The organism is Desulfoferrobacter suflitae (genome assembly GCF_022603395.1).
Taxonomy (GTDB): Bacteria; Desulfobacterota; Syntrophobacteria; order Syntrophobacterales; family Syntrophobacteraceae; genus Desulfoferrobacter; species Desulfoferrobacter suflitae.
On record NZ_JAIBKA010000001.1, the window covers coordinates 555,118 to 578,646 of the forward strand.

The window sequence follows — 23,529 nt, forward strand, 5'->3', positions numbered from 1 at the left end:
TTAGAAAAATGCTCCTGCCGAGAACTGAAACTTGTTGCTGCTCTCACCTTCGCGGCGATCCAGGTTGTAGGCCCATTCTACTCGAAGAGGCCCAAGCGGCGAATTCCAGCGCACCCCCGCCCCTGCATCATAGCGATAATCTTCAAACTTAAAAGGATTACTGCCAAGGTAGGCATTACCGGCATCAAAGAATAACACGCCACGCATTCCCATTTTTTCCAGCAGAGGGAATAACAATTCCACATTGGCCAGGCTATACGTCGTTCCGCCGATGTACTCTCCGTTTTCATCCTGCGGCCCGACTTCACCCCAGTTAAAGGCTCGCAGGGTATTGATACCGCCAAGAAAGAATCGTTCGTAGATGGGCGCCGGATCACTGGAGCTCTCGGTTATCCAGCCGGCCGACCCTTTGACAAAACCTACCAGCTTCCAGTACAGCGGGAAAAACCAGCCTGATTCCAACTCGGATTTGAGAAAATCGCTGTCACTTCCCATATAGGGAGACGCATACTGCAGCGAGACGACATTAATGGAACCTTTGGTGGGCAGAAATGGATGATCGGTACTGTCCCTTTCCAATATTCCCGTAACGGCGCTGAGATTGGTCCGCCCTTCCTGGGATTTGAGAATCGACGATGCATCGTCGGCCACATTGGATATCTTTGCGTTTTCAAACGTATAATAGCCGCTTATCATACTCCAGTTGCCGAACGCATAACCGGAGCGCAACCGCATGCCAACCGAATCCTTGGTAAAATCGGGGTAGTCCCTGACCCAGTTGTAAACATCGAAGCCCGCATTAATGGGCTTATCGAACAACCACGGTTCCGTGAAGCTGAGCACATAGCGCTGGGCCGACTGGCCAAGGTAACCCTTAACCCCCAGATATTGTCCTTTTCCGAACAGATTGCGCTGCACCACTTCACCCGTAACAAACAGACCGTCATCGGAAGAGTAACCTCCACCGACGCTCACCGATCCGGTAAACTTCTCCTTGACCTTCACGTCAAGGTTCATGACCTCGGGCGAGGCCCCCTCGGTAGGCACTATTTCCACATTCTCGAAAAAGTCCAGCTTGCGCAGATCGGTCATGCTTTTTTCCAGTTTGTCGGCGCTGAATTTCTCGCCCTCTGCCAGATCGATCTCTCTACGAATGACCTTGTCGCGCGTCTTGGTATTGCCGGAGATGGTGATCGTTCCGATATGAACTTCATTGCCTCGATCCACCTGGTAGACGATATTGGTGGTATGGGCCGCCTGATCCTGCTTGACGTCCGGATTGACCTCGACGTAGGCATACCCCTGGTTCATGTAGGCCTTGCTGATCTCTTGCACGTCTTCGCGCAGCTTTTCCCGGCTGAAATAATCCTCCTCTTTGACTTTCAGCTTCTCCTGCAGTTGCTCATTGTCTTCCGCCGAGCCGCCGGTTATATTCACATCCTTAACCCGGTAGCGTTCCCCTTCCTGAACGGGAATTTCGATATAGATGCCGTCTTCGCGAAAAGACACGTCAGGCGTACCGACCTTGGCGTCCATAAAGCCGCGGTCATGATAGTACACAGTCAGGCGGTCGACATCGGTGTCTAATATGTCCTTTTGCAGGATTCCACGATCGGTGAACCAGGAGAGCCACATGCTTTTTTGCTTGGTCTGCATCACCCCGCGCAGCTTCCGGTCGGAAAAGTGTTCATTTCCGGTAAAAGAAATCTCCTCGATATCGATTCTTCCCTTTTCTTCGATGTTGAAGGTGACGACGGCGTTTCTGGGGTCGCGCGGGTAGGTGATATCGGTGGCCACCTGCGCGTTATAGTAGCCCTTCTGCTGGTAAAGCTTGAGTATTTTCTGCACATCTTCGTTGATGACATTTTTTTCCAAAACGGTATAGGGCTTGGTGGCGATTGCTGCCAGGATGTCCTTCTCTTTGACTTTCTTGTTGCCCTTGATGTTCACTTCTTGAATGGTGGGGTTTTCCCGTACCACAAAGGTCAGCAGCTTGCCCTTGGAGGTGTCGGTCACCTCGGCCTCCACCTTCTCAAAATAGCCCATCTTGTAGATAGACCGAATGTCCTCCCTCACCTGCTCGGGACTCAGAATCTCACCGACTTTGCTTTTCACATTCAACTGGATGGCGGCCGATTCGATCCTTTCGTTCCCTTTGACCTGGATATCGGCGATCACAGCCTTGGCCAGCAAAAACACGGCGACGTCCTTGCTGACGGTGTCGGCAGCCTTGACGAGATTTTCCATGCCGCTTTCCTGCCCGAAAAGCACTTGCGTCTTCTTCTGACCGGGCGTATGCACCAGCTTGGCATCGATGCTGATGCTGTTGCCGATCTTGTTGAAGCTTCCATACAGCGCATAATCGGCATTCAACCCTCGCGCGACCGCACGAGCCTGGCCTTCGCTGTTCACCACTTCAGTGGATTCAACAGCCTGCAGGCCAAGTTCCGAAAGCTGGCGGACCATGACTTCTCGAAGTGTCTTGCGAACATCGGGCAAATCCTGAGCGCTGCGCACCGTAAATGACGTCACCACCACTTTCGGCGCTTCACTCTGGGCCCAGGCTGCCATGTTCAAACACAACATCAAGCTTACCAGGATCGCTGACTTGCGCATCCGTCCCCCCCATGAGCTCTGCTGTTTTGCGCGAAATGGTTGACTCAACTTGCTTGACCTATACGGGTTAAAAACAAATGGTTGCCTTGTTGCCAACCCTTGGCGGCGCAAACGAAAATCCCACTCCTGAAGGGCTGCAAAAGGATTTAGACTATAGCACTTTCACTCGTTCAACCCAAGCAGATTTAGAGAGTCCCGGAAGGCATCAGGCACTCTTCGCATTTTCCCCCAACTCCTCTTTGAGATGCCCGTCTACCAGGCGCAGCGTGCGGTGCATCATGGATGCCAGCTCCAGGTTGTGGGTGACAATCACCATCGTCAGCCCCAACTCCTGGTTGAGTTCCACCAGCAGTTCGTGCAGGGTTCGTCCGGTTCTCGTATCCAGATTGCCGCTCGGTTCATCGGCCAGAAACAGTTTGGGGCGCAGCAACAAAGCCCTCGCCACAGCCACCCGCTGCTGCTCGCCCCCCGACATCTCCCCGATGCGGTGATGCAGTCGATCCATCAATCCCAATTTGTCGAGCAGATAAACCGCCTGGGCTTCCACATCCTTTTTGCCTCGCCCCGCTATCAAGCCGGGCATCATGACATTTTCCAGGGCGTCAAATTCGGGCAGCAGATAATGAAACTGAAAAACAAAGCCAATGTGATGGTTGCGAAATTTTGCCAGCCGTTTTTCGTCCCACAAAAAAACATCCTGACCACCGTACAGGACTTTCCCTCCGGTCGGCTTTTCCAAGGTCCCGAGAATGTGCAACAGTGTCGATTTGCCCGCTCCAGAGGCACCCACGATAGCCACTCTGTCACCGCTTCGTATCACCAGGTCAAGATCCCGGAAAAGCTCGATCGAGCGGACCCCGCTGCCAAACACCTTGGTCAATCCCATGGCATGAACTTCTACCGCCTGGCGAGGATTATTCATAGCGCAGCGCTTCTGCCGGTTCCAGTTTGGCCGCCTGCCTGGATGGGTAAAGGGTTGCAATGAGACTGATGGCGATCGCCGAAAAAGCAATCACGGCGACATCGAAACCTTCCAGGTGAACCGGCAGAGTGGATATATAATAGACGTCTCTGGGAAGCTCAATGAAGCGGTATTTCTTGAGCACAGCACACAGACCGAACCCGCCTATTAAGCCAAGAATGGTGCCCGACACTCCAATCATGATGCCTTCCAACACAAATATTTTGCGTATGCTCGCCGTGGTGGCGCCCATGGCTTTAAGGATCGCGATATCGCGGGTTTTCTCCATGACCAGCATGATCAGGGAGCTCACTATATTGAATGCCGCCACGAGCACAATCAGGGTCAGGATGATGAACATGACCACCTTTTCCAGCTTCAGAGCGGAAAACAGGTTCCTGTTCATCTGCATCCAATCCCGCACCCAGATGGATGGACCGAGGCGCGCGCGAAGCCTCTTGGCAATGGTTTGAGCAGCATAGATGTCCGTCACGCGCACTTCGACGCCGGACACCACATCGCCTATGCCCAGGAACTGCTGGGCCGCTTTCAGACTGATGTAGGCAAGGGTGTTGTCGTATTCAAACATGCCCGATTGAAAAATGCCGACCACTTGAAACAATCTGCTCTTGGGAGTCTGCCCGATGGGAGTCAGACGGCCCGTGGGGGAAATGACCGTCACCCAGTCTCTTTGATGAATCCCCAGGTTATTAGCCAGCTCAACACCCAGAATGATCCCGGGGGAGCTCTCCTCCGCTGAGATGTCCGATGGCTCTTCCAGGTCGGTGAGGTTGCCGCGTATCATGTCCTTTTGAATATTGACCACTTCGCCTGCGGTGCCGGGGTCGATTCCACGCAGCAAAGCACCTGAAACTCCCCGGCCCGAACTGAGCATGACCTGTGTGTACACATAGGGGGAAGCTCCGGTAACTCCCGGCTCCTGCTTTATCTCGTCGATGACTTTGGGATAATCGGCAATGGTCGCATCAAAACGGCCCACAACAATGTGGGAAGTGATCCCCAGAATGCGGTCCCGCAAGTCCCTTTGAAATCCGTTCATGACCGCCAGGACCACGATCAGGGCGGTCACCCCGACCGCCACCCCGGCTATGGATATGAAGGTGATTAGAGAAATGAACGTCTGTCGACGCTTTGCCAGCAAATAACGGAGACTGACGAAAAATTCAAAATTCATAAGATCTTATGTTTTCTTTTCGGGCCGAAGGTGAGGAAAAAGAATCACATCGCGAATCGATGCCGAATCGGTGAACAGCATGACCAAACGATCGATTCCAATGCCCTCGCCGGCCGCCGGCGGCATGCCGTACTCCAACGCCCTCAGGTAGTCGTCATCCATGAGATGAGCTTCCTCGTCACCGGCCTGGCGCGCCTGCAACTGCAGCATGAAGCGCTCCCTCTGATCACGGGCGTCGTTCAACTCGGAAAAGGCATTGGCCATTTCCCGCCCGCCAATGAAGAGCTCAAACCGATCGGTGAGTGTCGGGTCGGCTTCGTTGCGACGCGACAGCGGCGAAACCTCCAGCGGATAATGGCTGACAAAGGTAGGCTGAATGAGCTTAGGCTCCACCACCTGATCGAAAATCTTGGTCAGCAGTTTGCCGTGCCCTTCGTAACGTTCCGTTTGAATGCCTATGGAACGCGCATAATCCCCAGCAGCTCCAACATCGTCAATGACCGGGCCGGGAACATCTCCGACGGCAACCAGAGCCTCCTTCAAGCGAAAACGCCGCCACGGGGGGGTCAAATCAATCCTATTTCCCTGATATTCCACCTGCAGTGATCCCCCGTTGACAGCCGCGGCGATGGCGCTGAACAGCTGCTCGGTCAACTCCATCAGATCCTGATAGGTGGCATAGGCCTCATAAAATTCCAGCATGGTGAATTCGGGGTTGTGTTGGGTGGAAACACCCTCGTTGCGGAAGTTTCGGTTGAGCTCAAACACCCGCTCGAACCCTCCCACCAGCAATCGCTTGAGATAAAGCTCAGGGGCTATGCGCAAATACAGATCCATTCCCAGCGCATTGTGAAACGTCTTAAAAGGCTTTGCCGTAGCTCCACCCGGAATGGGCTGCATCATGGGGGTTTCCACCTCGAGATAGCCCCGGTCGTTGAGAAACCGACGAATCGTCTGTATGATTCTGGCGCGCTTGCGAAATATCTCGCGCACCGACTCGTGCACAATCAAATCCACATAGCGCTGCCTGTAACGTGTCTCGACATCTTTCAGGCCATGGTACTTTTCGGGCAGAGGGCGAAGGTTCTTGGTGAGAAGCAGCAATTCCTTCACCAGAAGGGTCAATTCCTGGGTCTTGGTGCGGAAAAGAGTGCCCGTTACCCGAATTATGTCGCCAATATCAATTTTTTTCGCCAGACCATAGGATTCCTTGCCCACCTGATTTTGCTGAATGTAGATCTGTACCCTGGCACCACCATCGAGAATGTGCATGAAAATGGACTTGCCAAAAGAACGCACAGCCAGAACGCGCCCCGCAATGGTAAACACCTGGGGATCGGCTTCCAGCTCTTCCTTGGTCCTGTTGCCAAACTTTTCGATGAGGTCCTGGATGTGATCGGGAACCGGATAACCATTGGGATAAATTGCAATACCCGCCGCCTCCATCTGCTCAGCTTTTTCCATCCGCTCCCGCATAATCACGTTGAGATCTTCCATTCGCCTCGCTTCCTTTCCCGCATTTCGTAATGCACCGCATTGCCTGTTGAATCGGGGGAAATTAGTTGATTTGCCTGATAACGTCAAGGACATTCCCGGATCATTTTTTCTGCTTTGCTTTCAGTAAGCTGGAGGAACTAAACGCTATAATCAACAGGCCGAGAATGAAGAGGATCCAGTCTCCCTCCTGGAAGAGCTTCTTCAATCCGAGTGCCAATACAAAACAGCCGCCGACTAAACTGATCCATAATGTTTTACGTTCCATCGAGTTTTTTCCTGTTCAATTCCGTGACCCCACAGAGGCCGGAAGCCGGAAGCCGGAAGCCAGAGGTCAGAGGTCAGAAGCCAGAATGAAAACAATTTCTTATCCGATAGCTATTGAGAAAGCCAGCACTAATCCGTTAAATCGATGACGACGCTGCCGGAATCTGTCTGTTCAGTCCTCCCATCGACGTACCCTCTGGCTTTCTGCAGATCGGCCGCCAGTTCGGGGGATGCGAGTCGTAGATATTCATGGTAAAGAGTGTCAGCCCTTGAGTAGGTGGCTCCATCCAAACTGAGCTTACCACCGGCCATGGACCGCAATGCGGGCATGGAATCGGCAACGAGTAGCAGGGTTTGCCAGATCATGTAAGGATTGTTGTTGAGAATCCGGTAGAGTTCGGTCTTATGACGGGAGTAGAGATTGTTGAACATTCCCGCAGCGTTTTGAGGCACCACAATCTCACCCAGCAAGTTTTCCAGACCCATCATGCCCTCTTCCTGCACTGCAGGATCTTGAGCCGGCGAGCTTGCTTCGAGGGAAACCGTCTCGGGGGATTTTTCCGCTGCGGAAACGGGGATATCGCCTGTCGGCACCAAAGCCGCCATGATCGGCAATATCATGATCAGCAATAGGTTGAGTCGCATGCTTCCTCCTTAGCCGGTATTGGCGCAGCGCATCAAATTGATGGAATATTCTCCATCCACAACCCGCTATCTTAATGCTCTTTGCATGATGGAGCAAGCCGCCACATAACACTTGATAAACCCTGGCAGGCGCCCCACCGCCTTATATCCTTTTCAATACGGCCCACTTCTGCTATTTTTCAACCTTCGCTCGCAAGCACATCAACGGGCAGACGGCCGGCCCCTCTCGCCGCACAAGGAGACAGAAAGTTGATGGCTGGAATAACCAGGAAACGCTTCTGGTTTGCCGCATTCATTGGCCTGTTCATACTGTACTACACGATCAAGCAGGCTGATTTAAAGAAGCTCATCACAGAATTTCAGGATATTGACCTGTTTTGGGGTTTCATGGCGCTGGTGACCAGCGCGCTGAGCTACTCCTGCATTGCCGCCGTGCTGCACCGCCTGCTGAAAAATATGGGGCGTATGCTGCCCTTTTACGTTACCTTTCAGATTGCGCTGCTCTCCTGCACCATGAACTATTTGATGGCCCTGGGAGGGCTGAGCGGAGTTGCAGCCAAAGTTTACCTGCTCTCGCGCGAAAAAATTCCCCCCAGCAACACTCTCTCCATTTCCATGGTACACGGGTTTCTCACCAATACGGTCGCTGTCGTTTTCATTTATCTCGGCTTTTTCTTCCTTTACAGCAATTACAAGATGGATACCCGCCAAATGGAGTTTGGCATAGTCGTCCTGCTGGTTGCCTTTATCCTCACCTGGCTGACCGTCCAAATCCTGGTGCATGAAGCGTTCAGAAAGCAGCTTTGGCAATGGATGATGCGGCTCAGTCTGGCTGTACCGCAAAAATTTCTTCACCCCCGTTGGCTGCAGCGAGACCGCGCCGCAGGATTTTTTGAAAACTTCAATGACAGCATGAACATGTTGATCAAGAATGCTCGAAACCTGGCTGTACCCGCCGGTTATGCGCTCATGGATTGGCTGCTCATGTTCCTGTGCCTCAAATGCTCTTTCCTGGCGGCGCATTATCCCATTGATAACAGTTCCCTGCTGGTCGGGTTTTCCGTGGGCATCTTTGCCACTCTGTTCTCCCTGACCCCGGCTTCCATCGGCATCATGGAAGGATCTATGGCAGGCTCCTTCTACCTGATGGGACTGGATTATGATCGTGCCCTGATGGCCACCTTGATATACCGGTTTGCCTACTACGTGCTGCCGATCATCATCAGCCTTTTCTACTACAAGCGATTTTTCCCGGACAGGCAAGAGTCCGTCCGCATGGCGACCAAGTCCGAGGGGCCGTGAGTTTCCGGCTCCTCGCGGATTTCCATTAAGTCAATTTGCTGGTCAGCATGCTGAACGGCCACAGCAGAAGCGGCTGCCAGAAGGTGTCAACTTGCACAAAATCACCGTCCTGGAAGACCTTCTCCAACGCAAGCTCAGGATTGTTCTGCCATTTCAGCAGAGGTGATTCGGCGGACGTGATGGAGAGCAGCATGGGACTGTGCCTGTTAGCCGGAAGAATCTGACCCCGCCAGGTAAAATGGTAAGCCTCCTCGATGGGAACGCCTCCGGGAAAGCTGGTATAGCAGAAATGGAATCGACTCCACGGCATCACCGGGCGCACCAGGATGGTTCCGCCCGTGGGCCAGGATTCAAAGCGCGCAAAGGGGATCGGAATGAGCAACAACAAAACGATGATTATGGTCACCCAGCGGTCCCACCGCCTGGCCCGTTTTTGATACAAGGTTTCATTGAGCATAGTGCAACTGTGACTCGAATGTCAGCGGTTAACAACTGGGGCTTTCGCCGGGACTGCAGCCCTTAAGCGTGCGCCGGGCATTCATCGGTGCCGCCATGGGCAAGGCGATGATAGCAAAAAGAAACGAGGTTCGGCAACTGCCACGCCTTTGATTCCAGTCGGACACGGTGCAAGCCCGTCCCTGCATACCGCAATTCCGGGACCGCCACGCACTATTCTTGACCCTCAAGGGTGCTGCGGCTATGTTTAGATGCCCAGATAATGAAGCCCATCTCAAAGCTCATCCAACGGAGTGGATCACATGCAGGAAATTGGAGATACGTCACACAACTCTGTCGCCTGGTTGCGCAACCTGATAGAAAAATTTGCTGTCGATTGGAGACAATCTCACGAGACGCCCGATTACTGGCGATCTCCGCTGGTTGGCGTGGCCTCGGCTGAAGACCCCCTGCTCGGCGAATTGAAACGCGTGGTGGACCCCAAACACGCAATGCCCGATGAAATCCTGCAGGGGGCCAGGTCGATCATCGTATTCTTTCTGCCCTTTCAACGCTGGCTGGCAGAAGAAAACGACGAGCACGGCACCTTTGCCGCCCAAAGTTGGGCGCACGCCTACATCACCACCAATCAGCTGATCGGCGCCATCAACGAGCACCTGCAGGACCGCTTGCGAGACCAGGGGCAGCAGGCCGCGGTGACCCCTGCAACGCACAACTTCGACCAGCAGAAGCTCGTCAGCCTCTGGTCGCACAAGCACCTGGCATACGTTGCGGGGCTGGGCACTTTCGGCCACAACCATTTGCTCATCACTGCCTCCGGTTGCTGCGGTCGCCTGGGAAGTCTCGTAACCACCATGCCCATCGAGGCCACTCCGCGCCCCGCCAGCGAATGGTGTCTGCACAAGGCCGGCCGGCGCTGCCTGGCATGTGTTTCCAAGTGCCGCTACGGCGCTCTTTACAAAACACGCTACAACCGGCAGGCCTGTTACCGGCAATGTCTCAAAAATGATGCTCACTACAGCCAGCTGCCATTGGTGGATGTTTGCGGAAAATGTGCCTGCCAGGTGCCGTGCAGCCATCAGATTCCGCAGGTACCGGGGCAATGAGGATGGGATTCGAACACTCCCGGCATGTTCCCTTGTCGTGGCCGGTTGCACCCTGTGAACTTTGACTCCGCCGCAATTTTTCCCGAGGGGCCGGGTGGATTGATGCGTCTACCGATTTCCTACAGTTGCGCAAGCACTTCCCGCAGATGGTCCAGCCAGATGGCAACTATCTCCGGGTATTCCGCAGTGCCTGTGAGGATCGTCCGGCATTCGAAGCCGTGGCGCGACAGCACGGACTTCCAGCTGTCCCGTTGTTCTCCTGCCATGTCTTTTCTGGCGTGCTCACCGGCTACCGACATGAACGGCATCAGATAAACCTTCCCGATATTCCTGCCCACCAGCCTGGGCAGCACATCACTCAAGGTCGGATGCCCTTGTGCCGTCGCGACATAGGTGTTGGGGGAAACGTCCTGGAGGATGTAGTTCATTGCAGAGTACAAGGCGCCCGCAGGGTGATTCCTGCTGCCGTGCCCCATAAAAAGCACGCCATCTTGCGGCCCGCGAGATTGCGGGATGCGCTGCAGCAAGCATTGGATCACCCGCCCCATGTCCTCCTGGGAAGATAGCAGGGGACGGGCGACCACAACGCGCTGCAATCCTCCGTGCATCCGTTCGAACAGCTTTGCGTTGTGGCAAAGGTTGTGGAATTCAATGCCCGGTATGGTGTGCAGCGAAAGCACCGCCGCGTGCCTGTAGCCTTCGTCCATAAGCCGTGCCAGAGCGATTTCCGGGGAATCGATCGGTATTCCTCGCCCGGACAGCTTTTTTCGAATGGTGGGCGAGGTATATGCCCAGCGGATTTCTGTGCCGGGAAACGCCGTCCTGGTCTGAACGTCAATGTGTTCAAAGGCCCTCTGAGCTTCTGGAACGCTCGTACCAAAAGTAACCAGCAGTATGGCTTGCTTCATCACCGCTTCTCTCCCGACCCTGCAAATCGCTCCTTCGACTACCCAAATACCCGGCATAGTGAATAACACAAAGGCGCTTGTTTGGCACGCTTCAACCACACAGTCTGAATGGCCGCCCTTCGGCCTTGACCACGTTTCCGGCCATGTCATAACTGGCTCTCATGCAGGCTATGTGCTGCATTCCGCGGGTGACCATATACCACCAGCCATACGCCAATTCCGTTTCGGATGTGGCCAGACAGAGCTCATCGGCGTTCAAACCTTGCTTCGTGATGGTCAGATCCATCCAGTCATTAAGGTCCTCGCGTCCTTCGGATACATAGAGGATGATCCCCTTTTTCATGAATTGCTCCTTTCTTTGTGATAGGAAAAAAAAATCCCTGGAACGATGAGCTCCAGGGATTGCACCCAAATTTACTTGGTCCCGTTGAGCAAAGGCTCGGCATCAACCCGTACCGCCTCCACTCACGCTCAGGCAGGTATTCTGGCTCTCGGATCGACCTACTCACCGCCCCTTCCCGCCATCAGATGCCGGATAACCGATGTCAAAGCCCCATGCCACAGATCCGACGACTTTGCCGTCCATCCTGGGCCGGCTTTTGCTTTCCGGTTTTCGACCTCCGTTGTCGCAGTGGGTCTTTGCGGCTTTCGTCCCCGATCACAGCGGCGGGACCGCTCCCGATTCACACGGGATTCCCTATCAAGCTTATGAGCACCTGAGCGTTTCTTATCAGATTACACAGGTGTCTAGCAGTCGGACCAGGCACTGTCAAATCATTTCGACAGGCGTTTCTCCCGGCACGCAAAAACGAAACAGGCAAAAGCACGAAGGGCGACCGTCCAGCGTGATTTCTCGGAATCTGCCCTGACACTTCGATCTTGCTTTTGCGGTGCGCCTGTGTTAGGAAAACCGGGTTTCACCGTCGGGGCGTAGCGCAGACTGGTCAGCGCACCTGCCTTGGGAGCAGGGGGTCGGAGGTTCAAATCCTCTCGCCCCGACCAGAATTAAAGACCGCATGATTCCAACATCGATGATAGCGTTCGCATGGTATTTTGCAGCGCCGATCCGGCCAATAACGCTCAACATCAGCCTCCGACCTCGCTTCCTGGGTATCGAAGGTAGTTCTTCGTTGATTTTCAGAAATTGGGACAATCGGGCCATCCACTGGGAGAGAAGTTGCTGCCGGTGGGTCAGAATGAGGGTGTTCACTTTTCGTTCGGCGATCAGTCCGGCTGCAACCACTGTCTTCCCAAACGCCGTGGTGGCAGAGAGGACCCCGCAGTCATGCTTTGACATCTCCTCCGCAGCGATTTCCTGCTCCTCCCCCAATGCCCCGGTGAAGGTGACTAGGATAGGCCCTCCGGCTTAGGCTTTGTCCATCCATTGATTCCCACTTCAACGTCCCTAAGCACGGTCTCAAGATCAACATCACACTCTCCTGGCAGGCACAGGTACTCCTCTGTTTCTTCAGAGCACGAGATGATTGGCGGTTCTCTGTACCTCGATTGGCGCGTCGCCTGGAGACGGTAGAACTCGGGATTGTTGAGGCGCCCAGCCTTTTCATTACGTTTAAAGCCTTCCTGGCTTTGAAAAGGCCGTTACCGAGGCCGGGGCTGCGATCAATTCGGCTCATACGGAGGCAAAGGGAGCGAGGAACGGCATCGGCCTGGTGAAGCTCATGGGGCGCGAATCGGGTTTCATTGCGGCATTCGCAGCCTTGGCCCACAACGATGTGAATTACTGTTTGGTGCCGGAACTGCCATTCACCCTCGTGGGCTTTCTGGAAACTCTTGAAAAGAGGTTGGACAAAAAAGGCCATGCGGTCATCGTGGTGGGAGAAGGAGCAGGTCAGGACCCCATGCAACAAACGCAGCAGCCGGACGCTTCTGGAAATATCCGGTTTGGAGATATCGGGATATTTCTGCGTGATCGTGACGGTACCGCGCCAGGACTTTCTGGAGAGCACCGTGGTACTCGGCGTAAATGATCATGTGCTGACCAAGGAAGCCAAGATCATCAGCAATGCCAGTTGCACCACCAACTGTGCGGCACCGCTCGCTTTGGTGTTGCATCGGGATTTCGGCATCAAGCGCGGGCTTCCGACCACCGTACATGCGCTCACCGCCGACCAGCGGTTGGTGGATGCACCCCACAAGGATTTCCGCCGTTCTCGTCATGCCAGCGTGAACATCATTCCAACAGAGACCGGTGCGGCCCGCGCCATTGGTCGAGTCATTCCGGAACTGGCGGGCAAGCTGGACGGGATGGCGATGCGTGTCCCAGTGCCGGACGGAAGTGTGGTGGACCTCACAGTGGAGCTCAACAAGGCAGTGACCAAAGAAGAAGTGAACGAACCGGTTCGAAAGGCCGCCGTGGAAGATCTCAGGGACATCCTTCAGTATCAGGAGGACCCCGTGGTTTCCACCGATATCATCGGAAACCGTCATTCGAGCATTTTTGACCAACTTTTCTTTGGCAAATCCCCAGAAGCGCTCGATTAAGTTCAGGGTTTGGTACAATGGCAAGTCTTGGGTACGCTTGGATGAAAGCGAAAACACTTACTCCAAAATTGATGTGCCAGGGAATTTCGACCTAATCCTTAATTATATCATCAATACTTATCAGCTGCAGTTGCTCCCTGCCGACTTTCTCGACACTGACACCGCGGTTGCCCTCAAAGAATATCTTATTTATTCCAATGACTTAGGTCGGCAAAACGTTAAGGATTTTGACTGTCACCATCTATCTTTTGAGAGCGCCGGCGGCGACTGGCAGCTCTGGGCAGAAGCCGACGCTTTACCCGTGCCGCGGAGCACGACTGCCGAACGGGAAGGTCAGCGGCCGAGCGCAAGCGAGGTCCGCTGCACCGATTTGTTGCCTGTCTTTCTCCTTCTAATCTCAAGACTTGCACTGGACTTGGCAAGCTCCAGGCATGCTCGCCTGAGTTGAGCGACCTGCCTCAATCGGAGCGTGACCGCAACCCGACTCATATCAATCTTCATCAATAATGCTCCTTAAAAAATCAATATCATCCTGATCTTGGCCGCTTCTGCGAAATGACTTGAGAAGGATTAAGCCTTCCGGCGAGACGACATCAATACTACCATGTTCCCATTCAACTTTCATGCGGCTGTCCCACGCGTTCTTTATTTCGGGCGTAACGATCAGCAAATCCAAAACCAGAATCTCTCCGCTTTTGGGCTCGATTTTGCTGACCCGATGAACATGGACTTTTCCGTCATGGAATTCCATCGGCGCAGATTCCAACTTGAATCCCAAATCGTGAACGGCTCGTCTCGCAGCATCAAGTGAGCTCGATTCGATCAATAGGTCAATGTCGAGAGTCGCCCTTGGCAAAGCGTATATGGCCATTGCCAACCCGCCGCAGAGGGCATATTCGATCTGTTCTTCGTTGAGCTTAATGATGAGCTCTTTCAGTTCCTCCAAGATATCCATTTATGCCACCCCTTCAGGCCGACGACCAGGATTCAATTCGTCCAATTCCCATTGGGTCGGGTTGTTGCGAATGTATTCGCGGATCCGGTTACATTCCGATTCGTTGCGAATGATGTGTTCCCAGTAATTGCGTTGCCACAGTTTTGTGCCTGGTATGCCGTAGATTTCATTGACGCGTTTGGTTGATATTGTTTTAAACGCTCCGATCAAACGACCGAGGGGTTTGCGATTTCCCGTAGGGGCGGTTCGCGAACCGCCCCTACTGCAAATCTCGAATGCATACGATGTGAACCATTTGCGACCCATCAATCAATTCTCCCAGACAATCAATGATAATTCCGTCGAGAAGGATTCGTTCGTGCAAGGATTTTCGCCTTTGGATATTACCGCATCATTGCGTCGAAATTCAACACGAGCATGTGAAACCGCATTACAGATCATCTGACAAGGCAGGCCTCATCACCATGATGGGCTACCGTCCTTTATATCTAAGGGACTTGGAAGGGTGGTCCAAGGAGACATTGCCGACCCCGAGAACCATTTCTAACATTTTGGAGCGTCATGACTACCGGTTACGCAGTTGACAATAGCAAAGTCCAAAAACGGCGGAAACCGATGCGATCTTTGAAAAGATCAGGGAAGTAAACAGCACTGCCGATATGGACCCGGCAACCTAACGAATCAGTGTGGATACGAAAGCGACCGTTCATACGCCTTCTTTTTTGCCCGGAAAAGGCTCATAGCCAGCCTGGGCATCCATGAAACCAAGATAAGACTACGAAGATGGGAAAGTAGTCTCTGGATGCTTTCGGAGAGATTTTGGACCGGCACTTGTTCAGTGTGTTTCTGACCCTAATCCAATCTTTAGGCCCAAGGAGAAAATTTTGAGGTATGTCGTTGGTTGGAGGGGCACCGGATCTCAGCCGCAAAAGGTTTGCTTTATGGCCGGCTTGACTGTAAGTAAGATGTTTTGCCGGGTTTTTCCCTCACAGTCTGGTGTAGAATAGCCCCCTCTCAAGATCAGTTTCTAAAAAGGAATGTCCGGGTGCCATTGGAAGGATTCAACTGCAGACAATGCGGACTGTGCTGCAAACTGCGCGGCGCATATCAAAATTATGCCACCGACGAGGACTACCGACGCTGGCAGCTCGAAGGAAGAGAAGACATCCTTGCGTTTGTGGCGGTGAATGACCTGGGATGTGACATGAACGGCGATGAGCGCCGCCTGTATAACGTGTGGGTTGAACCGGGTACGGAAATTTATCTGGACGGCTGCCCGTTTCTGCTGGAATTGCCGGACGAGCACAAATTCATCTGCTCAATTCATGACACCAAGCCGTGGCACTGCCGATCCTTCCCGTCGGAACGGGAATACGCCGAGCGGATAGGGTGCAGAGGATTTGACGCAACGCATTGAACTGCCCGGTCTGCCCGCGCTATTGGTAACGGCTTGGCGGCTCATTCATTATCTAAGAGGATGAAGCAAACTCGATTTCCATCGTCAGATCGATGGATTTGGCCGAATGCGTGAGGGCTCCGCAACTGATGAAATCGACCCCCGTGGCGGCGATCGCTTTCACCGTCTCCAGGACCACCCCGCCTGAAGCCTCGAGGACTGCTCGACCGGCGTTGCGCCGGACCGCTTCGCGCAGCATCTCAAGCGAGAAGTTATCGAGCAAGATGATGTCGGCTCCCGCCCCCAGAGCCGTATCAAACTGATCCAGATCATCCACCTCCACCTCGATTTTCAGGGTATGAGGAGCGTGCTGCTGCGCTTTTTCGATGGCTTGCCGGACTCCTCCCGCCGCCGCGATGTGGTTGTCCTTGATCAAGACTCCGTCCGCCAATCCAAACCGATGGTTGGCTCCGCCTCCATGGCTCACCGCTTCTTTTTCCAGTTTGCGCCACAAGGGTGTCGTCTTGCGGGTGTCCAGAAGCCGGCAGGAGGTACCGGAAATTTCCTGCACCATCCGATGGGTGAGGGTGGCTATTCCGCTCATTCGCTGCAAAAAATTCAGAGCGGTTCGTTCTCCCATCAATATGGCCTGCAGCGAACCCTCCACTACAAGCACTGGAATTTCCGGTCGAATTGTCTCGCCGTCTCGAAAGTAACACTCGACTTGGACCGCAGGGTCGAGCAGTTGGAAAATACGCCGGAAAACGCGAGTCCCTGACAGCACGAACGGTTCCCTGCCCAAAACCATCGCCCGCCCTTCCACATCCTGTTCGACCACCGAAGCGGTGGTCACATCGCCGTGGCCCACGTCTTCCTGGATAGCCAACTGCAGCAAAAAGTCCAACTGCTCCACATCATTCTCCTGCAGCAGCGGTTTCCCTCAAGGCATGGATCATGTCGCTGTGATGGCGCAACTTGTCCACTTTTTCCCCCAGACGCTGCTCTTTTTCTCGTTCCTTTTCAACCACTTCAGGAGGAGCCTTGGAAAGGAAATCCTCGTTCGACAATTTTTTCCGGATCACACCATACTCTTTTTCCAATTTCCCCAATTCTTTCTGCAGCCGTTTTGATTCACTGTCAAAATCCAGAATATCCTGCAGCACGACACAGACTTCGATGCCTTTGACCACGGTGCCGGCGGCAACACGCGGCTTGTTCAATTCTCCTGTCCTGCCGATGCGAAGATGTTCCAGCCTGGCGAGATCCCTTATGGTCCCGGCGTAATTGCTCAGCAGAGTGGTCTCCGCCTCCTGTTCGCACAAGCAAAAGACATCAACCCGCATGGAGGGCGGAACATTCATTTCTCCGCGGATATTTCTGATCCCACTGACCACCCCCATGACCACTTCCATCTCATTTTCCGCCGGCGTATCCAGCCGAGCCTTTTCCACCAGCGGAAATCGGGCCGCCATCACAGAACCCTTCGCTTGCGGCAACTTCTGCCAGAGCTCCTCGGTGACGAAAGGCATCACAGGGTGCAACAGAATCAGTATGTTCTCCAGGACCCTGGCGGCCAGCGATTGAGCCAGCGCTTTTGCCGCCCGATTGTCCCCATAGAGATCGGGTTTGATCATTTCCAGGTACCAGTCGCAGTATTCATGCCACACGAAATGGTAGAGCGTTTGAGCATACTGATTGAAATGAAAGTTGTTCATGGCATCTTCGACTTCCCCGATCACCCGCTGCAAGCGACTGAGCATCCAGCGGTGCATGAGTCCTTCGGGACGCTGCGGGATCTCCGCCAACTCTGTTGTTCCCTGCAAATTCATCAGTACCAGGCGGGACGCGTTCCACAACTTATTGACAAAATGGCGATACCCTTCAATCCGTTCCTCGGAAAGCTTGACATCCCGTCCCTGCACTGCAAGGGCTGTCAGAGTGAACCTCAAAGCATCAGTGCCGTACTGATCCATAATGACCAGCGGATCGATCACATTGCCCTTGGACTTGCTCATCTTCTGCCCCTGGGCATCGCGTACCAGGGCATGAACGTAGACTTCGCGGAAGGGCACCTGCCCCATGAAGTGAATGCCCATCATCATCATGCGGGCCACCCAGAAAAATAGAATGTCAAAACCCGTGACCAGCACGGCGGTCGGATAGAACTTTTTCAGCTCCTCCGTTTCGTCCGGCCAGCCGAGGGTGGAAAAGGGCCACAGGGCCGAACTGAACCAGGTATCCAACACATCCGCATCCTGCTCGAGGCGCGATCCTCCACATCTGGCGCAGGTGGACGGGTCTTCAATGGAAACAATGATTTCGCCGCAATCGTCACAATACCAGGCAGGGATCCTGTGTCCCCACCAGATTTGCCGGCTCACACACCAGTCCTCGACATTTTCCAGCCAGCCGAAATAGTCTTTTTCCCATTTGTCCGGAATGATCCTGGTTTCACCCTCTCGCACCGCGGCCATCGCCTTTGCGGCCAGCGGTTGAGTCGCCACAAACCACTGTAGAGACTGCATCGGCTCGACCGCGCTCTTGCACCGGTAGCAATGCCCCACCCGATGCTTGTAATCTTCGATCTTGACGAGAAATCCGCCCTTTTCGAGATCCTGCACGATTTGCTTGCGGCACGCATTGCGCTCCAGCCCCGCATAAGATCCAGCCGCCTCGGTCATGATGCCGTTTTCGCCGATGACCTGGACGAGGTCGAGCTGATGCTGACGGCCAATTTCAAAGTCGTTGAAGTCATGGGCAGGGGTAATTTTGAGAGCACCCGTTCCAAATTCCCGGTCCACATAGGTGTCGGCAATGACCGGAATAGGTCTCTCCACCAGCGGAAGGATGACCGTCTTGCCAACATATGCACTGTATCTGGGGTCTTCCGGGTGGACGGCCACGGCGGTGTCGCCCAGCATGGTTTCGGGACGGGTGGTGGCGACCACCAGGCCACCCTCCCCGTTTTCCAGGGGATAACGGATCAGGTAGAGACGCCCGTCGAGCTCCTCTCCCTCCACTTCAATATTTGCCAGCGCAGTCATGCAGCGGGGGCACCAGTTGATCATCCGCTTGCCGCGGTATATCAGCCCCTCCTCATGTAGCCTCACAAAAACCTGGCGCACCGCTCGCGACAACCCTTCGTCCATGGTGAAGCGCTCCCGCTGCCAGTCGCAGGAAGCACCCAAATGCTTCAACTGCTTGATGATGATACCACCGTATTTTTCCCTCCATTGCCAGACTCTTTCGAGGAATTTCTCTCTACCCAATTCGTGTCGCGACAGCCCGGCTTCGGCCAGTTGGCGCTCTACCACATTCTGCGTGGCGATGCCGGCGTGATCCGTGCCGGGCATCCACAGAACCTCGAACCCCTTCAACCGCTTGTAGCGGCACAGAATATCCTGCAGTGCATTGTTCAGTGCATGTCCCATGTGCAACTGACCCGTTACATTTGGCGGTGGAATCACAATACTGAAAGGTGGCTTGGGGCTCTTCACGTCCGCATGGAAAAAACCTTGCTGCTCCCAATACGCATAGCAATGCCGTTCCACTTCTTTGAATTCATAAGCTTTAGGCAGACCGCCTTCTTTCATCTAAACACTCCCTATGGTTTTTCTTTTCCCAACTCCTGCTGCAGACGATCAATCTCTTCGCGCAACACGCTGCGAACAATGTCAGGCAGTCTGGATTCGACCATTTGCTTGAGTGCCTCGAGCAAACGATCCTCAATTTGAGCGACAAAATCCTCTATCGAGATCTTCTCATTGCCTGTATCGCCCTCCTCAGACGGAGCGACATGCAATGACGCATGGCCCCCGGGCTCGATTTTGATCGCTTCGCTCACCGGGGCGGGGAACTCCTCCCTTGTCAACTCAGAGGGCAGCTCGGATTCCTGCTCGGGAGCGATGCTTTGCGACGCATCCATGGACTGCTTCCGATGAGCGTCCCGGATGTTTTCCTCTTCGAAAGAGAACCCGCCCAGGTCGTCCTCCAGAAACAACTCTTCATCACTCTCGAAATCCAGTTCGATCTCCTGCAGGTCCAGTTCCGAGTCGGTCTCTGCACCCACCTCGCCAGGAGGGACTGGCTCTTCCGCTATTTCCAGAACATCCTCCAGCTCGATGATCTCTTCGCCGTCATCAAGGTCAAGATCAAAACTGGCCTGCGCCCTCGGGTCCACTTCATAATCCTGCCACTCGCCGGGCCGTTTGGGTTTTTTCATGGCATGACTCTCTCATTCGCAGCTCCGGCATCCCAGAGCCGCCTCGCAACTGATACAAAGAAACCATATCCTCCCGGCCGTGCATCCCCGCCGGATGAATCCAATTCCCGCCGCCGGGTCCCGCCCCCGAAAGGTCGAACATCAGGCAACATGACAGGCAGGTCTGACTGCCGTAAGGCATTAAAGCAGCAAGCGGCCTTTGCCATCATCGATGTCCCGGGCCCCTTTCATGCCTGCCAAAAGAGGTTACTTTGCCGGATGCCCGCAAACTTGTCAAAATAGAAATCGCCGTCGGCCGCATATTTGTCTTCCACCACCTTCCTGTCAATCCGGCGGTTGCATGACGGCAATTCCCACCCGCACATGCTCTTTATCGGCATACTTGTAAGGCAGGTCGTGATAGACAATATTGAATTGATGCGGGGCGACCCGCACCTCGTTGCGCAGAAATGTTTTCAATCTGTCGGGCATCCCGTCCGTCTTTGTGCTTTTCCAAAAGGCTACCAGGCACCCTTCTGCAGATCTTCTGTCGCTGTCAAGCCCGGTGAGGTTGGATGCCAAGACCAGGCTATCAGGCAGTTGTAATCGGATGTTGCCGGCATCCAGCTGACTGTCGGCCAAAATCATATTCGGAACCGAGCACTGCTCCTCTATTTTGTCCGCCAACGCAGCATAGGGAAAATTAAACGCTGTGTAATAGCCCAGAGAAGGCCCCAGGACTATTCTTGCAGGCATCATCACCAGAATCGTGGAAGCGGTCAACAGGGCCAGGGCCAGAAAGACGCGCGACGCCCTGGGGTGGGAGGAAGTATCCTTGACATAGGTGAAAAAATAGAGGGGGAAGAGGAAAAACAACGGTTGCATCCAGCGATCCTTAAAGTAGGTGACGCGCCAGACCAAAATCATGACCCACAACAGGCAGAAGAGCGCCAGGAAGTAGCGTTGCACCGGAAAAGAAGTCCTGTGCATGGGGTGATGGCGCAGAATCATGGAGAACCCGCGGGGGAAAAGCAGCAGGTAGACCAAACAGAGGGGACCGAGAAACATAAGTGTGACATAGATCAGACGCCCTGTCCCTTTGACAAAATAATTGCTCGGGCCGATGTCGAGGTCATGCAGAGACGAAGTGACGGAATCCAGATGGAAAACAACCCACCCCGCATAGGGCAGCACAATAATCAGCACAGCCGCAAGAGTCAGCAATGCCCGTCGATCGGACAGCACCGAGCGCCCGCGTGCGTAGGTCAAGAGCGTGATCAGAACAGCCGCGATAAACAATGCAAAATTGTATTTGGCCAGGGTGCCGAACCCGATGGCCACCCCCAGCCAGACATAATCTCTGCTGCATTGAGACTGCAGCAGCCGCAAGACAACGTAAAAGCTCATGGCGCTCAGAGCCGTAACCAGTATCGAATGGGTGAGATCCCTTTGCGATTCCCAGGATATCTGAGGAATCAACAATAGGGACAGGGTCGCCAGGACAGCCAAGCGGGCATCATTGAAAAGCAGGCGTGCGCCGGCAAACACAAAGGCATAGGTCGAGAACAGGAGACCGTTTTTCAGCAAGCTCAACGCCAACACATTGGTGCCGAACAGCTTAAAAAACAAAATTTGCAGCCAGGTATACAAAGGAGGCTTGGAAAGATAACTGGCGCGCAGCCATTGGGAGAACAAAACCTGCTCCGCTTCATCCGTCTCCAGAGACGACGACACCACGGTGCGCAAAAATATGTGGGCTGCAAAGTAACAAAGCAGCCCAATGAGAAACCGTTGCGAGATGATCTGATCGGTTGAGGATACACAGGGAGTGTTGCTATGGATGTTGCTTGAAGAATTCAAGCCGTCGTCCCCAGGCAAAGCCATTGGCCCATCGGGTATCGGGAATCCGGATTTCAGCAGCACACGCCCTAAGGCAGTCGTGTTTCAAGAGCCATTGCAATTTTTTTCTTAAGCTCTGTTAAATCAAAGCTTTTTACCACATAGAAGTCAGCTGCAATGGACTTCATGTCTTCCTTGAACGTGTCATATGCGGTGGACAGTATTACCGGCAGATCGTAGTACTGGTTGCGAATGTCCTGCAGCAAATCAAGACCGTTGTAGTCCACCATTTTGATATCGAGAATCACCAGGTCCGGCTTCTCTTCCTCGATCCGCTCCAGCAGCTTATATCCACTGTCTGCGGTAATCACCTCGTAGCCCGCTTCCTTTAATTCCTCAGAGTAGAGCAGCCTAATGTGTTCTTCGTCATCGACAACCAGAATCTTGGGCATTTCACTATCCTCCACCTTTTTATTCCATTATTTTCACTAAATAGGGTTTATTTTCTTCAAAAACCATGCACTCATTTTCTACATATTCTTCGGCCTGCTGCAACGACATTCTCTCGGTCTTCTTAACGAAGGACAATACCTTGCCCAAATAGAGAGGCAGCAGAGAATCGATGAGGTTGGCACGCTGCTCTCCCTGCATGGCCGAATAGGCTTTGAAGGCTTCAAACAATATTCGGGCCCAGGTTTGACCCGGGAAGGAAAAATGTTGCAGGCCCAGGCTGCGGATTTCCTGCAGCTTATTGACGTGGGTCTGATCAAATTGGGCTTCCCACAGGGCGAAATGATCATCAAAGCCCTTGAGAAACCTCTCATGCAACTTATTCATATTGATTTCAACAGGTACCGGCGTGGCCACTTCCTGAGCGTCCATGCCAAACAGTGCGGTCGGCTTACTCCATTTGACCATGCGCCAAAAGTCGGAATAAACCGCCATAAGGTCAAACATGGCACTCACAATCTGCCTGAAAAGAACACTCAATTGCGCATAGGGGTCTTTCACCCGGTGGATCTTGGGACTACCCATAAATGACTGATAGATGGGCATTCGAGCATTCAGGGCGACGGTGGTCATCCAGATGTCCACTCCGAAATGTTCGATGGATTCCGTCCAGACGGGAGAATCCAGGAATTGGTTCACCAGCTCACCCCTGAAGCCGAAATCCCCGGCGTCCGGCTGTCTCACCCGCCGCCCGTAAAGGCAGCGCGTGAGAGGATAAACGAGGGAGCTCGTTAAAGTCCCCTCATATTTGTGTCGCACATAGAGCGGGCACACGTAGCCGGCACCCTTCACTATAGGCTGCCCAAGATTTCTGATCCAATAGGGCGCCAGGTTCTTGACATCCGCTTCGATGACTACAACCGTCTTCGCCTCCAGTTCCCGCACCTTTTCAAACAGATTGCGCAGGTTGTTGCCTTTTCCCCTCTGATCCTCCGGCGTAGACAGGTATATCTTGGGCACCTCGCCCGCAGCTTTCAGGAAGGCGTCTTTGGTTCCGTCCGTTGAATGATTGTCGCAGTTGATCAGTACGCCCTGCAAATCGCCAAAGAACTCGACCAACCCCGCACCCGCCTGTTCAGCCACGGACCCGATGGTCTCCGCCTCGTTGAACGACGGGATAGCCACCACTATGTCCGCCTTGCTAATATTCCGGGGGTTCTCCTCGTAGAATGCCAC

The 23,529-nt window shown here is 53.8% G+C and carries 20 protein-coding genes, 1 tRNA gene, 3 pseudogenes and 1 riboswitch; of the genes and pseudogenes, 7 read left to right on the forward strand and 17 right to left on the reverse strand.

Annotated features, from left to right (window positions below):
- From bamA to K1V27_RS02640, 6 genes are all read right to left on the reverse strand, one after another.
- Nucleotides 1–2,616 (reverse strand): outer membrane protein assembly factor BamA, encoded by a 2,616-nt coding sequence (bamA, locus tag K1V27_RS02615; RefSeq protein ID WP_258927961.1) that lies wholly within the window; start codon nucleotides 2,614–2,616, stop codon nucleotides 1–3.
- A 205-nt stretch (nucleotides 2,617–2,821) separates the two neighbouring features.
- On the reverse strand, nucleotides 2,822–3,538 hold the full coding sequence (locus K1V27_RS02620; RefSeq protein ID WP_258927962.1) for an ABC transporter ATP-binding protein: 717 nt from the start codon (nucleotides 3,536–3,538) through the stop codon (nucleotides 2,822–2,824).
- The gene (locus K1V27_RS02625) at nucleotides 3,531–4,772 is read right to left on the reverse strand and encodes a lipoprotein-releasing ABC transporter permease subunit (protein WP_258927963.1); all 1,242 of its coding nucleotides are present in this window, start codon (nucleotides 4,770–4,772) and stop codon (nucleotides 3,531–3,533) included. Before K1V27_RS02625 ends, K1V27_RS02620 begins: the two co-directional genes overlap by 8 nt.
- Before the next feature lie 6 nt (nucleotides 4,773–4,778).
- The gene (gene lysS, locus K1V27_RS02630) at nucleotides 4,779–6,269 is read right to left on the reverse strand and encodes a lysine--tRNA ligase (protein WP_258927964.1); all 1,491 of its coding nucleotides are present in this window, start codon (nucleotides 6,267–6,269) and stop codon (nucleotides 4,779–4,781) included.
- A 100-nt stretch (nucleotides 6,270–6,369) separates the two neighbouring features.
- Nucleotides 6,370–6,534, reverse strand: coding sequence for a hypothetical protein (locus K1V27_RS02635; protein WP_258927965.1), 165 nt, complete (start codon nucleotides 6,532–6,534; stop codon nucleotides 6,370–6,372).
- Nucleotides 6,535–6,662: 128 nt separating this feature from the next.
- Nucleotides 6,663–7,178, reverse strand: coding sequence for a hypothetical protein (locus K1V27_RS02640; RefSeq protein WP_258927966.1), 516 nt, complete (start codon nucleotides 7,176–7,178; stop codon nucleotides 6,663–6,665).
- Nucleotides 7,179–7,430: 252 nt separating this feature from the next.
- On the opposite strand from K1V27_RS02640, the gene K1V27_RS02645 reads away from it, so the two are divergent.
- Entirely contained in the window at nucleotides 7,431–8,480 is a 1,050-nt protein-coding gene (locus K1V27_RS02645; RefSeq protein ID WP_258927967.1) for a lysylphosphatidylglycerol synthase transmembrane domain-containing protein, read from the forward strand.
- Nucleotides 8,481–8,505: 25 nt separating this feature from the next.
- Here the strand turns inward: K1V27_RS02645 and K1V27_RS02650 are convergent, their stop codons facing one another.
- On the reverse strand, nucleotides 8,506–8,886 hold the full coding sequence (locus K1V27_RS02650; RefSeq protein WP_258927968.1) for a hypothetical protein: 381 nt from the start codon (nucleotides 8,884–8,886) through the stop codon (nucleotides 8,506–8,508).
- Nucleotides 8,887–9,238: 352 nt separating this feature from the next.
- On the opposite strand from K1V27_RS02650, the gene K1V27_RS02655 reads away from it, so the two are divergent.
- Nucleotides 9,239–10,042, forward strand: a complete 804-nt coding sequence (locus tag K1V27_RS02655; RefSeq protein WP_258927969.1) for an epoxyqueuosine reductase — start codon at nucleotides 9,239–9,241, stop codon at nucleotides 10,040–10,042.
- A gap of 119 nt (nucleotides 10,043–10,161) precedes the next feature.
- On the opposite strand, the gene K1V27_RS02660 is transcribed toward K1V27_RS02655, so the two are convergent.
- Together K1V27_RS02660 and K1V27_RS02665 are read right to left on the reverse strand one after the other, a co-directional pair.
- Complete coding sequence (locus K1V27_RS02660; RefSeq protein ID WP_258927970.1) at nucleotides 10,162–10,950, reverse strand: sirohydrochlorin cobaltochelatase; 789 nt, start codon at nucleotides 10,948–10,950, stop codon at nucleotides 10,162–10,164.
- Nucleotides 10,951–11,041: 91 nt separating this feature from the next.
- Nucleotides 11,042–11,293 carry a hypothetical protein gene (locus K1V27_RS02665; RefSeq protein WP_258927971.1) on the reverse strand — a complete coding sequence of 84 codons (252 nt, stop codon included), beginning with the start codon at nucleotides 11,291–11,293 and terminating at the stop codon, nucleotides 11,042–11,044.
- Between the two features lie 114 nt (nucleotides 11,294–11,407).
- A riboswitch (cobalamin riboswitch) is annotated at nucleotides 11,408–11,685 on the reverse strand.
- 189 nt (nucleotides 11,686–11,874) lie between these two features.
- On the opposite strand from K1V27_RS02665, the gene K1V27_RS02670 reads away from it, so the two are divergent.
- Nucleotides 11,875–11,952: transfer RNA gene (locus K1V27_RS02670), tRNA-Pro, on the forward strand.
- A 139-nt stretch (nucleotides 11,953–12,091) separates the two neighbouring features.
- On the opposite strand, the pseudogene K1V27_RS22710 reads toward K1V27_RS02670, so the two are convergent.
- A pseudogene (locus K1V27_RS22710) lies at nucleotides 12,092–12,280 on the reverse strand (DEAD/DEAH box helicase family protein); the annotation flags it as partial.
- Between the two features lie 253 nt (nucleotides 12,281–12,533).
- On the opposite strand from K1V27_RS22710, the pseudogene K1V27_RS22715 reads away from it, so the two are divergent.
- The 3 genes and pseudogenes from K1V27_RS22715 to K1V27_RS02685 form a co-directional block, all read left to right on the forward strand.
- Nucleotides 12,534–12,881, forward strand: a pseudogene (locus K1V27_RS22715) (6-phosphofructokinase); the annotation flags it as partial.
- Nucleotides 12,877–13,419 (forward strand): annotated as a pseudogene (locus K1V27_RS02680) (type I glyceraldehyde-3-phosphate dehydrogenase); the annotation flags it as partial. The pseudogenes K1V27_RS22715 and K1V27_RS02680, both read left to right, overlap by 5 nt.
- Nucleotides 13,420–13,423: 4 nt before the next feature.
- Nucleotides 13,424–13,900, forward strand: coding sequence for a DUF2092 domain-containing protein (locus tag K1V27_RS02685; protein WP_258928026.1), 477 nt, complete (start codon nucleotides 13,424–13,426; stop codon nucleotides 13,898–13,900).
- Between the two features lie 42 nt (nucleotides 13,901–13,942).
- Here K1V27_RS02685 and K1V27_RS02690 read toward each other — a convergent pair whose 3' ends face one another.
- Entirely contained in the window at nucleotides 13,943–14,407 is a 465-nt protein-coding gene (locus K1V27_RS02690; protein ID WP_258927973.1) for a nucleotidyltransferase family protein, read from the reverse strand.
- Nucleotides 14,408–15,452: 1,045 nt separating this feature from the next.
- On the opposite strand from K1V27_RS02690, the gene K1V27_RS02695 reads away from it, so the two are divergent.
- Nucleotides 15,453–15,824, forward strand: coding sequence for a YkgJ family cysteine cluster protein (locus K1V27_RS02695; protein ID WP_258927974.1), 372 nt, complete (start codon nucleotides 15,453–15,455; stop codon nucleotides 15,822–15,824).
- A 52-nt stretch (nucleotides 15,825–15,876) separates the two neighbouring features.
- On the opposite strand, the gene nadC is transcribed toward K1V27_RS02695, so the two are convergent.
- From nadC to K1V27_RS02725, 6 genes are all read right to left on the reverse strand, one after another.
- Entirely contained in the window at nucleotides 15,877–16,716 is an 840-nt protein-coding gene (gene nadC / locus K1V27_RS02700; RefSeq protein WP_258927975.1) for a carboxylating nicotinate-nucleotide diphosphorylase, read from the reverse strand.
- Between the two features lies 1 nt (nucleotide 16,717).
- Nucleotides 16,718–19,396 (reverse strand): valine--tRNA ligase, encoded by a 2,679-nt coding sequence (locus tag K1V27_RS02705; protein ID WP_258927976.1) that lies wholly within the window; start codon nucleotides 19,394–19,396, stop codon nucleotides 16,718–16,720.
- Between the two features lie 11 nt (nucleotides 19,397–19,407).
- The gene (locus K1V27_RS02710) at nucleotides 19,408–20,025 is read right to left on the reverse strand and encodes a hypothetical protein (RefSeq protein ID WP_258927977.1); all 618 of its coding nucleotides are present in this window, start codon (nucleotides 20,023–20,025) and stop codon (nucleotides 19,408–19,410) included.
- 324 nt (nucleotides 20,026–20,349) lie between these two features.
- The gene (locus K1V27_RS02715) at nucleotides 20,350–21,864 is read right to left on the reverse strand and encodes an ArnT family glycosyltransferase (RefSeq protein ID WP_258927978.1); all 1,515 of its coding nucleotides are present in this window, start codon (nucleotides 21,862–21,864) and stop codon (nucleotides 20,350–20,352) included.
- Nucleotides 21,865–21,932: 68 nt separating this feature from the next.
- Nucleotides 21,933–22,295, reverse strand: coding sequence for a response regulator (locus K1V27_RS02720; RefSeq protein ID WP_258927979.1), 363 nt, complete (start codon nucleotides 22,293–22,295; stop codon nucleotides 21,933–21,935).
- 19 nt (nucleotides 22,296–22,314) lie between these two features.
- The gene (locus K1V27_RS02725) at nucleotides 22,315–23,529 is read right to left on the reverse strand and encodes a glycosyltransferase (protein WP_258927980.1); all 1,215 of its coding nucleotides are present in this window, start codon (nucleotides 23,527–23,529) and stop codon (nucleotides 22,315–22,317) included.